13 protein-coding genes are annotated in these 12,708 nt (G+C 64.2%); 7 read left to right on the top strand and 6 right to left on the bottom strand.

Going from position 1 to position 12,708, the window contains the following annotated elements; genetic code table 11:
* Nucleotide 1 precedes the first annotated feature (1 nt).
* The 3 genes from SYNCC9605_RS08105 to SYNCC9605_RS08095 are packed head-to-tail and all read right to left on the bottom strand — an operon-like array spanning nucleotide 2 to nucleotide 2,822.
* The gene (locus SYNCC9605_RS08105) at nucleotides 2-868 is read right to left on the bottom strand and encodes a phosphatidate cytidylyltransferase (RefSeq protein ID WP_011364583.1); all 867 of its coding nucleotides are present in this window, start codon (nucleotides 866-868) and stop codon (nucleotides 2-4) included.
* A 30-nt stretch (nucleotides 869-898) separates the two neighbouring features.
* A complete protein-coding gene (locus SYNCC9605_RS08100; RefSeq protein ID WP_011364582.1) occupies nucleotides 899-1,372 on the bottom strand; it encodes a septal ring lytic transglycosylase RlpA family protein in 474 nt (157 codons plus the stop codon).
* A gap of 46 nt (nucleotides 1,373-1,418) precedes the next feature.
* Nucleotides 1,419-2,822: an aminotransferase class I/II-fold pyridoxal phosphate-dependent enzyme gene (locus SYNCC9605_RS08095; RefSeq protein ID WP_083757072.1), complete on the bottom strand. Its 1,404-nt coding sequence runs from the start codon at nucleotides 2,820-2,822 to the stop codon at nucleotides 1,419-1,421.
* A gap of 50 nt (nucleotides 2,823-2,872) precedes the next feature.
* Here SYNCC9605_RS08095 and SYNCC9605_RS08090 point away from each other — a divergent pair, with 50 nt between their 5' ends.
* From SYNCC9605_RS08090 to SYNCC9605_RS08065, 6 genes are all read left to right on the top strand, one after another.
* A complete protein-coding gene (locus SYNCC9605_RS08090; RefSeq protein WP_041435673.1) occupies nucleotides 2,873-4,522 on the top strand; it encodes an ABC1 kinase family protein in 1,650 nt (549 codons plus the stop codon).
* 71 nt (nucleotides 4,523-4,593) lie between these two features.
* Nucleotides 4,594-5,013 carry a hypothetical protein gene (locus tag SYNCC9605_RS08085; RefSeq protein ID WP_006850033.1) on the top strand — a complete coding sequence of 140 codons (420 nt, stop codon included), beginning with the start codon at nucleotides 4,594-4,596 and terminating at the stop codon, nucleotides 5,011-5,013.
* Nucleotides 5,014-5,048: 35 nt separating this feature from the next.
* Entirely contained in the window at nucleotides 5,049-5,813 is a 765-nt protein-coding gene (locus SYNCC9605_RS08080) for a response regulator transcription factor (protein ID WP_011364579.1), read from the top strand.
* Between the two features lie 7 nt (nucleotides 5,814-5,820).
* On the top strand, nucleotides 5,821-6,951 hold the full coding sequence (locus SYNCC9605_RS08075; protein ID WP_011364578.1) for a sensor histidine kinase: 1,131 nt from the start codon (nucleotides 5,821-5,823) through the stop codon (nucleotides 6,949-6,951).
* Entirely contained in the window at nucleotides 6,948-7,700 is a 753-nt protein-coding gene (locus SYNCC9605_RS08070) for a pseudouridine synthase (RefSeq protein WP_011364577.1), read from the top strand. The genes SYNCC9605_RS08075 and SYNCC9605_RS08070 overlap by 4 nt, the downstream gene beginning before the upstream one ends.
* Nucleotides 7,691-8,611 (top strand): helix-turn-helix domain-containing protein, encoded by a 921-nt coding sequence (locus SYNCC9605_RS08065; protein ID WP_011364576.1) that lies wholly within the window; start codon nucleotides 7,691-7,693, stop codon nucleotides 8,609-8,611. The genes SYNCC9605_RS08070 and SYNCC9605_RS08065 overlap by 10 nt, the downstream gene beginning before the upstream one ends.
* Here SYNCC9605_RS08065 and malQ read toward each other — a convergent pair.
* Together malQ and SYNCC9605_RS08055 are read right to left on the bottom strand one after the other, a co-directional pair.
* Nucleotides 8,545-10,113 (bottom strand): 4-alpha-glucanotransferase, encoded by a 1,569-nt coding sequence (malQ, locus tag SYNCC9605_RS08060; RefSeq protein WP_011364575.1) that lies wholly within the window; start codon nucleotides 10,111-10,113, stop codon nucleotides 8,545-8,547. The genes SYNCC9605_RS08065 and malQ overlap by 67 nt on opposite strands.
* 32 nt (nucleotides 10,114-10,145) lie before the next feature.
* Complete coding sequence (locus tag SYNCC9605_RS08055) at nucleotides 10,146-11,174, bottom strand: NAD(P)-dependent oxidoreductase (RefSeq protein WP_011364574.1); 1,029 nt, start codon at nucleotides 11,172-11,174, stop codon at nucleotides 10,146-10,148.
* A 79-nt stretch (nucleotides 11,175-11,253) separates the two neighbouring features.
* Between SYNCC9605_RS08055 and SYNCC9605_RS08050 the strand changes: the two genes are divergently transcribed.
* Entirely contained in the window at nucleotides 11,254-12,186 is a 933-nt protein-coding gene (locus tag SYNCC9605_RS08050) for an LCP family protein (protein WP_011364573.1), read from the top strand.
* On the opposite strand, the gene SYNCC9605_RS08045 is transcribed toward SYNCC9605_RS08050, so the two are convergent.
* Complete coding sequence (locus tag SYNCC9605_RS08045; RefSeq protein ID WP_011364572.1) at nucleotides 12,183-12,683, bottom strand: hypothetical protein; 501 nt, start codon at nucleotides 12,681-12,683, stop codon at nucleotides 12,183-12,185. The genes SYNCC9605_RS08050 and SYNCC9605_RS08045 overlap by 4 nt on opposite strands.
* Nucleotides 12,684-12,708 lie beyond the last annotated feature (25 nt).

Here is a 12,708-nt window from a genome sequence, read left to right as displayed (position 1 = left end):
GTTACGACGCCAACAGTGGTTGGCAAAGAGCAATCGCGTAGAAGACCACCGCTGGGGTGAACAGATAACTGTCGATCCGGTCCAGGATCCCGCCATGGCCGGGAAGAACATCACCGGAATCCTTCACGCCTGCATCGCGTTTCATCATCGATTCGGTCAGGTCTCCCACCAGGGCGAACAGAGCGATCAGTGCCCCCAGCAGCAGGCCCGGTAGGCCATGCAGGGCCCAGACCATCAGCTTGCCGCAGACCAGGCCGACCAGCATGGCCGACATGAATCCACCGATCGCCCCTTCGATGGTTTTCCCGGGGGAGATCGGTGAGAGGGGCCGTCGCCCGTAGCGCCGTCCCACGGCCCAGGAGCCGATGTCGGTGGCGACGATCATCAGGCAGGCCGACAGGGTGATCTCCAGGCCGTTGTCCAAACCGCGCAGACTCAGCCAGTGGCTGGGCAGAAAGCCGAGGTAGAACAACCCGAAGATCGATGCCGCAATGTCGGCGATGGAACCCGTCACCGGTTGCAGCAGCAGCCAACCGCAGATGGCGGCTCCGGAGAGCGGCAGAACGGCATGGGCCACATCAGCCGGCAGCCCGCCCTGAATCGCCCACTGGGTGGTGAACAGCAGCAGTTGGCAAGCCACCAAGGTGGTTTTTGTGGCGGGGCGAATTCCCTTGAATTGCGCCATCCGGAAGAACTCGAGCAGGCCGAGGTGCACCATTCCCCCCAGCGCGGCGGTGAACCACCACCCGCCCAGGCTCACCACCAGCAGGCCAAAGCCGCCCACACCCAGGCCACTGATCAATCGCTTGCGCAGCGCTGCTCGGGCCGCTGGCGCTTGGCTCTGCTCGAGGACAACCTCACGGATCACGCTGATTGGAGGAGTCCTGTGGTCACACTATCAATCGCCCTTGGCGAGGATCTCCAGCTTCACTGGCACCTCCCCCGCCTGCATCATCTGGAGTTGTGAGGCAGCGCCATGGGCCAGATCGATCACCCGGTGGTGCTTGAACGGTCCGCGGTCATTGATCCGCACCACAACGCTGCGGCCGTTGCTCAGATTGGTGACGCGCACCTTGGTGCCGAAGGGCAGGGTTCGATGGGCTGCTGTCAGCGTGCCCTTGCTGAAGCGCTCACCATTGGCCGTGGTGCGGCCGTAGAACCCTGGTCCGTACCAGCTTGCAGCGCCCTGCACCACCTCGATCAGCTTGCTGGCAGGTAGAGGCCTGACAGGGGCAACCGTCCTGACGTCCTGGATGGTGATGGCCTCTCTGATCTCCGTGATGTCTTCGACCAGAAATTCCTCGCCACTAGGGCTGGCCCCAACGGACGGGCCAAGAAACAGCGCCATCAGCAGCAAGGTCAGAGGTTTCATCCACCGCAGCCGATTGCATGGATTGAAGCGGCATTGGGTCTGAATTTCATCCCCCGCTCACCACAGACAGCCTGTCCGGGATCTGGTCTCTCCAGAACAGCTGCTGGCGCTCGAGCCAGCACTGTCGCTGGCGGTCCAGCCGTTCGCCGGGAATCAGCAGGGGGATGCCCGGTGGGTAAGGGCACAGCAGCTCAGCCGCGATGCATCCCTCCGCGTCCTTCAACGCCACCTGGTGATGCGCCGCTGTCCACGCCTGGCTTGGCGGCTGCGCTGTGGTGGTGACCAGCGGCAGCGGTGGGGCTTCGAACGCTGGCAAGGGAGCCCGATCGGGGAAGCTCCGCAGCAGGTTCTGCCAGTGATGCCGCATCTGCCGACCCAGCCCTCGGTGGCGTGCCAGCCCCAGGCAGAAGGTGAGGCTGGCTGGTTCCGGCAATTCGCCCACCAACCCGCGGGGCAGAAACCAATCGTCAGCATCCAGGCCGGTGATTCCCGCTTGGCCCGTGTGCAGGAGCAGGCGCAGCGGATCCTGGTTGTTCAGCAGAGGCACGCCGCTGTTGCGCAGGTCCTCGGCGAGGGCTGCAGCCTCCTGCAGACGCCGCAGCAATTGCCGGCGTCCCTTGCGCCGCTGCCAGTGTTGAAGGGCTTCTTCGCAGGAGGCCAGCAGCAGCGCACTGGGGCTGGTGGTCTGCAGCAGGCCCAGGCTGCGTTCCACCCGCACGGGATCCAGACGCTCCCCCTGCAGCCAGAGCACTGCCGTTTGCGCCAGTGCTGCAGCAGATTTCTGCAGGGAATGCACCACCAGATCAGCGCCGCAGTGCAGGGCGCTGGGGGGAAGGGGGTGATCCACCCCAGTGGCGAAATGACAGCCGTGGGCTTCATCCACCAGCACGCAACAGCCCTGTTGCTGCAGCCGCTGAATCACCGCCGTCGGGTCATTGGCATAGCCCTGGTAGGTGGGATGCACCAGAACCGCGGCACGGATCGGTGCGCCATCGCGGGGCAGGGCCTCCAGAACCCGCTTGATCCAGGCCGAATCCGCTGGTGCAGGCTGGCCACGGTCGCTTTGAAAGGGTAGATCGAACAGCACCGGCCGCAGGTCCCCAAGAACGCAGGCCTGAATCAGGCTGCGATGGACGTTGCGGGGCAGCAGCACCCGCTCTCCTGGCCGGACCATGGCCAGCAGTGCGGCCTGCAGCAACCCCGTGGCCCCGTTCACCCCGTACCAGCAGCGCGCCACCCCCATCTGTGCCGCGGCGGAGCGTTGGCTGTCTGCGATGGCGCCGTCCGCTTCCAGCGGACCGCCAAGGGCTGGCAGTTCCGGCAGGTCCCAGACGCCAGCGCGGCGTCGCAGCAATTGACGCAGTCCATCCGGAAGGGCAGCCCCCCGTCCGTGGGCAGGCAGAAACAGGGGCTGACCGAGGCGACGGGTGAGCTGGGGCAGAAGCGCCATCAAATCCGCCTGATCTCCTTAAAGTCTCCCTCTCCACTCAGCGCGATATGATGCGTTACGACCCCGGGCGGGATCTCGGCTGGCTGCTGCTGCGTCCCTGGGTCGCCATCCCGCGGCTGATCTATGTGCTGTGGTCCTTGGCGGGGCTGGTGCTGGTGTTGTTGCTGCGTGGAGGCAGCAGCGACCCCGCCGTTCAGCAGGGGCTAGCGCGTCGCATTCTCAACACCCTGACGGGTCTGGGGCCCTGCTTCATCAAGCTGGGACAGGCCCTCTCCACTCGTCCGGATCTGGTGCGTCGGGACTGGCTGGAGGAACTGACGCGCCTGCAGGACGATCTGCCGGCCTTCCCCCATGCCACCGCTCTGGCATGCATCCGTGAGGAACTTGGCGCTCCGGCGGAGGAGTTGTTTGAGGAGTTCCCCGATACGCCGATCGCCGCTGCCAGCCTTGGCCAGGTGTACAAGGCCCGTCTGCAGGGCCAGCACTGGGTTGCTGTGAAGGTGCAGCGCCCCAATCTCACCTTCATCCTGCGGCGGGATCTGGTGCTGATCCGGGCTTTGGGGGTGATGACGGCGCCGCTGCTACCGCTCAACCTGGGTTTCGGGCTGGGCGGAATCATTGATGAGTTCGGCCGCAGCCTGTTTGAGGAGATTGATTACGGCCTGGAAGCGGCCAATGCCGAGCGTTTTTCGGCGCTTTTTGCGGAGAACGACGCGGTCTACATCCCGAAGGTGGAGCGAATGCTCAGCTCCACCCGGGTGTTGACCACCACCTGGATCGATGGCGCCAAGATGCGCAACAGCGAAGAGCTGCGTTCCCAGCGTCTTGACCCAACGGCGTTGATCCGCACGGGCGTGATCTGCGGCCTGCAGCAACTGCTGGAGTTCGGTTATTTCCATGCCGACCCTCACCCCGGCAACCTCTTCGCCTTGCCAGGCCGCACCGGCGATCTCGGCCATGTGGGGTATGTCGACTTCGGGATGATGGATTCCATCAGCGACAGCGACCGGCTCACCCTCACCGGCGCTGTGGTGCACCTGATCAACCGTGATTTCTCTGGGTTGGCCAAGGACTTCCAATCCCTGGGTTTTCTCAGCCCCACGGCCGATCTCACGCTGATCATTCCTGCTCTGGAAGAGGTGCTCGGCGGCAGCCTTGGCGACTCGGTTGGATCGTTCAACTTCAAGGCGATCACCGATCGCTTTTCCGAGCTGATGTTCGATTACCCCTTCCGGGTGCCGGCGCGCTTCGCCCTGATCATCCGGGCCGTCGTCAGTCAGGAGGGGCTTGCCTTGCGGCTGGATCCGAACTTCCGGATCATTGCTGTGGCCTATCCCTACGTGGCTCGTCGACTGCTGGCGGGAGACACCAGCGAAATGCGCGAGAAGCTGCTCGAGGTGATCTTTGATGAATCAGGCCGCCTGCGCCTGGACCGGCTGGAGAGTTTGCTGGATGTGGTGGGTCAGGACGCTCCCGCTCCTGGCAAGGAACTGATCCCTGTGGCCGGAGCCGGCCTGCGGCTGCTGCTCGGCCGCGATGGTGCTGACCTGCGCAAGCGTCTGCTGATGACGCTGATCCGTGACGATCGTCTGCACACCGATGACGTGCGTGCCCTGGTCGGCCTGCTCGGACGCACCTTTGGCCCAGGACGTCTGGCCGGCGGGCTGTTGCAGCGTCTTAATCCACTGGCGGCAGCCTGATCCAGAAATCACAACTCCAGCGAGAGTGTCGAACCCACCGCTAAGGTCTCAGCTCTTTGAGATCGGCGTCGATGCCTGAGGAGATCAGCGCCCAGGAGCTTGAGCAGCTGCTCCAGATGATGACCCTGCCCCAGCCCCCCTACCTGCTGGCGGGCATCGGTCTGTTGATGGGTGTGCTCTGCGGCCTCACCTTTGGCCGTCAGGTGCAGAACAAGCTGGATGGCTGGAAACAGGATCGGCTCCCCTTGATGCCCCTGGGGACTGCGGAGATCAACCTCAGCTACGCCGGCACCCTCATCGGGGTGACGTTGTTCATCGGCTGCTGCCTTCAGATCTTCGGATTTGCCTCAGGCGCTGCTTTGCTGGTGGCCCTTCTGCTCTCGCTGCTGACCGGTGGAGCCTTGTTTTCTCAGCTGGAGCGCCTGATGCAGCAAGTGGAAGCGGGCAAGTTCAAAGCGGTTGATTTCGACAACTTCGACGAATTCTTCTGAGCCCTTAAGCGAAGCCGCCGTTCTGCTCCGTCGGGATGCGCCTCCGGGCAGAATGGGCCTGTCCTTGCCATGTGGACGTGACAACCCTGTCTGCGTCTGTCTCCACCCGTCGACTTCTCGTGGTGGAGGACGACGACAGCATTCGCGAAACAGTTGGAGAGGCCCTGCGCGCTGAAGGCTTTGAGGTGCACACCTGTGCCGATGGCGCCTCAGCCCTCACTCTGATCACAGCCGGCAGTTCAGATCCGGTGGATTTGATCGTGCTCGATTTGATGCTTCCGGGTTTGGGCGGGCTCGACCTTTGCCGAGAGCTCCGTCGCCTCAACAACACCACACCGATCCTGGTGATCAGCGCCCGCGACAGTGAGACCGATCGGGTGCTGGGGCTGGAGGTGGGCGCCGACGATTACCTGGTCAAACCCTTTGGTCTTCGGGAGCTGGTGGCCCGCTGCAGGGCTTTGCTGAGGCGGTCCAGTCAATCGGAAACGTCGCCTTCCCAACCGCATTCCTTCACTCACGCCAACCTTTGCCTTTTCCCCAGTGAATGCAGGGTCACCCGGGATGGCACGGATCTGACCCTTTCTCCCAAGGAATACAAGATCCTCGAGCTGTTCATTCAGAACCCCAAACGCGTCTGGAGCCGCGATCAGTTGCTGGAGAAAATCTGGGGTGTCGACTTCATCGGTGACACTAAAACCGTGGATGTTCACATCCGCTGGCTGCGGGAAAAGGTGGAGCAGGAGCCCTCATCGCCTCAGTTGATCCGTACGGTCCGCGGCTTCGGGTATCGCTTCGGCTGAGGGCGCTGTGGTGATCTCTGCCGCACTCGGCTTTGCAGCTGGTATCGGGATCACGCTTCTGCTGCAGCGTCGCCGCCGTGCCCTGGCCTCCAAGCGAACGCCCAAGGAGCGCTCCATCGTCTTGAACGCTCCCCAGCTGTTGGCCTGGATTGATGCGGCCACCCAGGGCTGGATGATCCTGGCCCAGGATCACTCGATCGCCTACATCAACGACCGGGCCGAACGCCTTCTTCACATCCCCTCCAATCGCCTGGTTCGTGGCATGAAGCTCCGGGATGTCCTCGACATTCCTGCCTTGGAGGAGTTGATTTTCAGCAGCCGCTATCAGCTGCGTTCACAGCGTGGTGAATGGGATCAACAGGGGACCCCGCTCGAGGCCGTTGTTCTGCCGGGCAGCGACGAATGCTGGCTGGTGCTGATCCAGAGCCGTCAGTCCCTCGAAGCCCAGCAACAGCAGCAGGAACGCTGGGTGAGTGATGTGGCCCATGAGCTCAAGACCCCCCTCACCGCCCTGATGCTGGTGAGCGATCGGCTGGAGCTGGCCGTCAAGGAGGACGACGCGGCTCTGGTGCAGCGGCTGCAGAAGGAACTCCGGCGTCTTCAGCTGCTGGTGGAGGACCTGCTGGAGCTGTCACGGTTGGAGAACAGCCTGCCTCAGGACGACAGCGAGCATGTGCCCCTCACCCTGGAGGAGCTGGTGGACAGCGCTTGGGGATCGATTCGCCCGATCGCGGAGGAACGTCGGGTAACGCTGCAGCTGGACCGCAGCGAATCCGGCCCCCTGCGTGGTGATCAGCGCCGTTTGCACCGTGCGGTGCTCAACCTGCTCGACAATGCCCTGCGCTATTCCCCTGATGAGAGCAGCATCGACGTGTCCGTCCGTCAGAGCGGCGGCTGGTGGTTGCTCAGCATTCGTGACCATGGCCCTGGCTTGAGTGAGGCCGATCTCAGGCGCATGTTTCAACGCTTTTATCGGGGGGATCCCTCCCGTACCCGCTCCAATCGCAGCGGCAGTGGCCTGGGACTGGCCATCGTGCAGCAGATCGCCGTCAACCATGGCGGCCGTATCGAAGCCCGCAACCATCCCGCTGGTGGAGCCTGCATGGATCTGCTCCTGCCTCGGGAGCCCCAGGGATGACGCGGCAGCGCCTGCAGAAACTGATCGCTGCTGCCGGCCTCTGCTCCAGGCGCCGGGCTGAGGAATGGTTGCAGGCCGGCCGCGTGACGGTGGATGGTCAGGTCGCCCGCGTTGGCGACCAGGCCGATCCGCAGCAGCAGACGATTCATGTGGATGGTCAGCCGTTGCCGTCCCCCGGAATGGCACGGGTGCTGCTGATGAACAAGCCGGTGGGCGTGATCTGTAGCTGCGATGACCCGCAGGGTCGCCGCACGGTGCTTGACCTGCTGCCTCCGGAGCATCGGGCGGGACTTCACCCCGTTGGCCGCTTGGATGCCGATAGCCATGGCGCGCTTCTGCTCACCGATCTGGGCGAACTCACCTTGAAACTCACCCACCCGCGTTACAGCCACGCCAAGACCTACCGGGTTTGGGTGCAGGGTGTGCCATCAGAGCCGGTTCTGGATCGCTGGCGTCGGGGTGTGCCCCTGGATGGGCGCTTGACCCGCCCCGCTCGGGTGCGCCAGTTGCGGACTTGGGGTGACCGCTCGCTTCTGGAGATTGAGCTGCGGGAAGGGCGCAACCGACAGATCCGTCGGATGGCGGAAGCTCTTGGCTATCCGGTTGTGGACCTGCAGCGCACGGCGATTGCTGGGTTGCCGCTCGGTGATCTGGCCGAGGGGTGCTGGATCTGGTTGTGCGAGGGAGAATGGAAGCCCCTGCTCGAGCGGGCTGGTTCGATGGATCTGCCCAACAGCCCATGCGACTGAAGCGTCCAGGAATCTGGTGGCGACGCCCCCGCAAGGGTTCCAGCCCTGATGCCGGCACGGTGGAGGCCCAGGAGCAACAGCGCCAGGATCTGGGGCTGATGCTGCGGCGGCGTCGTGAGGAACTGGGCCTCTCGCTTCGTGATCTCGCCAACGAGACCCGCATCACCACCCCCGTGATCGAAGCTCTGGAGCGGGGCTGGCGAGATCGCCTGCCCGAGCGGGCCTATCTCGCCTCGATGCTTCCGCAGATCGAGCGTCGTCTGGCCCTTCCCGGTGGCTGCCTCAACCCACTGCTCCCCCCGCCGGTGTTGCTCCGCCGCGGATCCGCCAAACCGGGACTGGGTCGCTTCACCCTGGGCAACATCGATGTGTTCACCACCTGGCAGGGAACGGTCGTTTATGCGGCGGTGATCGCTTTAAGCCTGCTGGCCATCAATCGCCAACAACAGGATCTGGCCCTGCGCAACAGCCTCAGCCTTGAGCCCGTGCGCGCCGATGTTGAGGCGATCAGCCGTGGTCCGAACCTGGCGGGTTCAGACGAAGGCATCGCGGCCCTGCGTCCCCTGGAACAGGTCCAGCAACGCACGCCTCAGCAGTGGTTTGAGCTGGTGCGGGACGCCCTGCCGCAGTCCCAGGGGGTGCTTGAGGTTGTGGTGGCTGAGCCGAGAGCGCTCAAGCTCTCCAGCGGTGGGGGAGACCGGGTTCAATTTATGGCCAGTGCCGGCAGGTTGACCCTGCAGTTGCAGGCCCCGATTGAGGTCCGTCTGGATCCCCCAGCTGGTGCTGAGGATCAGGTGCTTTGGAACGGAGAGCCTCTGACTGTGGATCAAGAACGGCCGGGGGTTTATCGGGTCAACAAACTGCCTGCTCCCGCAAGCGACCGTCCCCAGACGGCTCCCCTGCTTCCATAGCCGTTCAGTGCATTCCCCAGCGCTGCATCAAAGCTTTGAAGCCTCCAGCTCCAGTTGCCTTCGCTGGTGCCGGGAGTGTTGAACCTGGCCCGGTCGTCCAGGTGCATCAGGTCCTGCAGTGGGGCGATCACCAGGCCTGCGGTCGTGGCAAAGGCCATGTCGAGCAGATGCCAGGCTGGAGCTGTGATCTCACCATTCACCCGCGTCGCGATGCGGTTCCGGCTGTCGGCATCCAAAGCGTTCCACCATCCCAGGGTTGTGGGGTTGTCGTGGGTGCCGGTGTAGACGACCCATCGATGCCCATTGGTGTTTTCCGGCAGATAAGGGTTGTCGCGCTCGCCATCGAACGCGAACTGCAGCACTTTCATGCCAGGCAACCGGAACGCATCGCGGAGCTCCTCCACATCCGGTGTGATCACGCCGAGATCCTCGGCAATCAAGGGAAGAGCACCACCGGCATCTCTGCGCAGCTTGCGCAGCAGGGCATGGCCTGGGGAGGGCTGCCATTGACCGTTCTCCGCGGTGCTGTCGGCACCGGGGACGGCCCAGAAGGCCGCTAGGGCACGGAAGTGATCCAGGCGCAGCAGGTCCACAAACTCTCTCTGCCGCGCGATTCTTCGCCGCCACCAGTGGAACCGCGTGATCCGATGCTGTCCCCAGCGGTACACCGGTGAGCCCCACAGCTGTCCGGTTTCCGAGAAGTAATCGGGCGGCACGCCGCTCTGGGTGGTGAGCTGGCCGTTCTCCTTGACGGTGAAGAGCGAACGGTTGCTCCAGACATCGGCGCTGTCACTGCTCACATAGAAGGGCAGGTCGCCAAACAGCTGGATGCCCAGCTCTGCCGCTTGGCGGCGGATTGCCTGCCACTGCCGATCGAGATGCCACTGGGTCAGTTGTTCCCGTAGCAGCGCGCCGTGGTGTTGCTCAGCCCAGGCCCGCAGGGCCTTGTTGTCATGCCGGGCCAGGGGGAGCGGCCACTCCCACCAGGGTTTGTGGTTTTGATCGTGCAGGACGCGAAAACGGGCGTGGTCGTCCAGCCAGGAGCGCTGCTGGTGCGTCCAGCGCTTGAAGTCGGCATGTCGCACTGGATCCTGCTCAGGCCAGGCATCAAGCAAGGCATCGCCGAGGGCAGCGGACCGTTGCCTGGCGAGGCTGAAGTCCACATGCTCCGCTCCCTCGAGCGGTGCATCAGCTCCGGGAGTAGCCCTGAGGGCGTCACCGCTGATGAATCCCTCATTGGCCAGGTCCTGGCCGTCCAGGAACCAGGGGTTCAGCGCATTGCAGGAGGGAGAGCTGTAGGGCGAGCCGGTGGGATCCGGCGGAGCCAGCGGCAGCATCTGCCAGACGCCGATGTCATGGTCGGCCAGCAGCTGGAGCCAACGGCGACAAGGCTCTCCAAAGCTGCCGCAGACGGGACTACCCGGCAGGGCGGTGGGATGCAGCAGCACCCCGGTGCTGCGCCCAGGTTCAGCCTTGGACAGGTCAACAGTGGACTGATCCATGGGGGCCTCTTCGTCTCCCAAGGATGGCTGCTTCAGAAAAGTGCGGCATCCCCCAGGTCCTGCCCGGCCATGCCCTCCCGTGCCACACGCTCGAAGAACTGCTCCAGCGTGTCGGTTCCATAGGACGGCGTTGCGTCCGCGTCGTAGCACTGCCTCTGCTCGTCCCAGACGAGCATCGATTCGCTGGCGTAGTAGCGGCCGATGCGTCCAAACTCCGCAGTGTCGTTGATGCCTGGGAACAGCCGAGACAGAGCGTTCAGCAGAGCGATCGGCCCATCCATCAAGGCAATCGGCACCGACAGCATGCGCTCTGGCTTGTTCAATGCACGGAAGAGCATCTCTCCCTGCTCCCGGGCGCTCAGTGCTGGACCCGGTCCCCCGATGGGCAGCACCTGGTTGCGTTTGGACTCGTCATGGATGCAGTCCGCCATGAACCGGGCCAGATCGGCTTCGCTGATCGGCTTGCAGCTGGCCAGGGTTCCGCCTCCGAACATCACGTAGGGGCCGCCCTTGCGGCAGCTTTCCACCTGTCCACCGAGGCTTTTGAAGAAGGCGGTGGGGCGAACGATGGAGTGGGTCACCTCCTCATCCGCCTGCAACACGGCTTCGAAGGCCAGCTTCGCTTTCTGAAATTCCAGCAGTGGTTTCTGCACGCAGATGGCTGAAAGCAGCACGAAATGGGCTGCTCCTGCAGCGCGACCCTGCTCGTAGGTGTTCAGGGTCGCTGCGTGGTCAATCGCCCAGGAATCCTTGCGGCCGCCGGTGCGGGAGGCCAGGCAACTCACCACCACATCCGTGGGTTGATCGAAGGCCTCGGCTGCGATCGAGGCTGGATCGGTGACATCCCCGAAGCGCAACTCAGCCCCGGGTAAATCCGCGATGACTTCGTCCCTGCTCTGGCGACCACCGACGCCGCTGCGCTCGCGGGCGAAGGCGATCACCTGGTAGCCCCGCTCCACCAGTTCTTTCACCACAAAGCGGCCGATGTAGCCCGTGGCTCCGAACACCACCACGCGCACCTGTTCGGGTGGTCGGCTGCGGTAGTCGTGGCGGAGGGACATCGATGACGGCTTCACGGGGCCCAGGCTAGGAACTGGAGATCTGGGCGAAACTAAGCGCCATTGCGGTTCGCCCAGCGAAATGAACTGGTTGTCGCCACCCCGTGTTCGCGGTGCGCTGTGTGTCGGTGCCGCCGTGCTGGGGATTGGTGTGACCGGGTGGTTGCTGGCGACCCTCTGGCCGAAACCCGATCGAGTTGCCGCGGACGCTCCGCTGAGTTCGGATCAATCTGTAACTCTGGCCCCTTTTCCTGAAGCCCCCGTCACCGTGTTGGTGATCGGTGTGGATGGGGATCGTCTGGGTGCGGCCTCCAATCAGGCCGCACCCCAGGGGCCCGCCAATGCCGATGCACTGCTGCTGCTCCGCATTGCTGCCCAGGAGCCGCTTCAGGTGCTCCAGATTCCCACCGAGCTCGGCGTTCAGCTTCCTGGTGAAGAGAATCCGGGTCGCTTGGCTCAGTTGTGGCGACAGGGTGGCGTCAGTCTTCTCAGCGATGCCATCCGCGACATTGTTGGTCTTCAGGAGGGTGATCCAAAGCGCTACGTGGTTGTGCCCCGCGCTGCCTTACGCCGCCTGGTGGATGGTCTGGGCGAGGTTGAGGTGGTGCTGAGCGAGTCCTACAAGCGCCAAGACAAGACGCAGGACTACACCGTCCTGCTCCAGGCCGGGCGACAACGTCTGAACGGAGCCCAGGCGGAACAGCTGGTGCGCCACCTGCCTGACCCCAAGGCTGTCTCCCAGCGTCGCCAGCGTCAAAACATCCTTGTGGAGGGTCTGATCGAACAGGTCAAGGACCCCAGTGGCATTGGGATGATTCCTGGGCTGGTGAACCAACTGAACCTTGAGCTGGAGACCAACCTCAGTCGTTCGGAGCAGCTGAGCCTGGCCGCGGCGCTCATCGCCAGCCCTGAACCCGCACGGATCAGCCGCCTGCCCCTGGCCGAGCGGGCCGGTGAACGGACCTTGCGCCAGATCGAAGCCAGTGCCAGCCGCCCTCTCTGGCCCCAGCCTTAAGCAGGGCTGCGGAGTTGCAGCCTCCGGGCGAGGGCGTCGACGCATTCGGCCTGTTCCGGATGCTGTTCATCGGGAATCCAGCCCAGCCAGCTGAGGCCGTCACGGCGTCGCGCTGGGCCGATCCAGGGGCCCTGGAGCTGCACCAGGCCGAGCAGCGGCACCTGCAGCTCCCGGCAGAGGGCGGCATAGGCCGCGGCTGCGCCAGAGATCGAACCGTCCTGATCTGCATTGGTCAGCAGCAGCACCGGCTGACGCCAGTCGGCCAGGGCCTGCAGCCAGCTGGCATCTCCCTCCGGGGTCGGCCTGGCCGCGTCACCGCTGAGCCGCACCAGCCCTGTTGCCGCCGGGTTGGTCTGCAGGACTTCAGCCGGTGATGCACCACTGGCCACGGTGGTGAGAGGGCAGCCGCAAGCCCGGGCCAGGGCTTCGCAGGCCTGGCGCATTTTGAGTTCAGGAAGGGGGCCCGCACCCACCAACAGTGGGAAACCTGTGGACATGGGGGCACTGCTCACCTCTACCATC

Origin of the sequence: Synechococcus sp. CC9605 (genome assembly GCF_000012625.1) — a bacterium.
In the GTDB taxonomy this organism is placed as follows: Bacteria; Cyanobacteriota; Cyanobacteriia; order PCC-6307; family Cyanobiaceae; genus Parasynechococcus.
This window is presented reverse-complemented; position numbering and strand designations above follow the sequence as displayed.

Coding starts and splice junctions, on each gene's coding strand:
- SYNCC9605_RS08100 (WP_011364582.1), bottom strand. CDS start 1,372: ATGAAACCTCTGACCTTGCTGCTGATGGCGCTGTTTCTTGGCCCGTCC.
- SYNCC9605_RS08095 (WP_083757072.1), bottom strand. CDS start 2,822: ATGGCGCTTCTGCCCCAGCTCACCCGTCGCCTCGGTCAGCCCCTGTTT.
- SYNCC9605_RS08090 (WP_041435673.1), top strand. CDS start 2,873: ATGCGTTACGACCCCGGGCGGGATCTCGGCTGGCTGCTGCTGCGTCCC.
- SYNCC9605_RS08085 (WP_006850033.1), top strand. CDS start 4,594: ATGCCTGAGGAGATCAGCGCCCAGGAGCTTGAGCAGCTGCTCCAGATG.
- SYNCC9605_RS08080 (WP_011364579.1), top strand. CDS start 5,049: ATGCGCCTCCGGGCAGAATGGGCCTGTCCTTGCCATGTGGACGTGACA.
- SYNCC9605_RS08070 (WP_011364577.1), top strand. CDS start 6,948: ATGACGCGGCAGCGCCTGCAGAAACTGATCGCTGCTGCCGGCCTCTGC.
- SYNCC9605_RS08065 (WP_011364576.1), top strand. CDS start 7,691: ATGCGACTGAAGCGTCCAGGAATCTGGTGGCGACGCCCCCGCAAGGGT.
- malQ (WP_011364575.1), bottom strand. CDS start 10,113: ATGGATCAGTCCACTGTTGACCTGTCCAAGGCTGAACCTGGGCGCAGC.
- SYNCC9605_RS08055 (WP_011364574.1), bottom strand. CDS start 11,174: ATGTCCCTCCGCCACGACTACCGCAGCCGACCACCCGAACAGGTGCGC.
- SYNCC9605_RS08050 (WP_011364573.1), top strand. CDS start 11,254: ATGAACTGGTTGTCGCCACCCCGTGTTCGCGGTGCGCTGTGTGTCGGT.
- SYNCC9605_RS08045 (WP_011364572.1), bottom strand. CDS start 12,683: ATGTCCACAGGTTTCCCACTGTTGGTGGGTGCGGGCCCCCTTCCTGAA.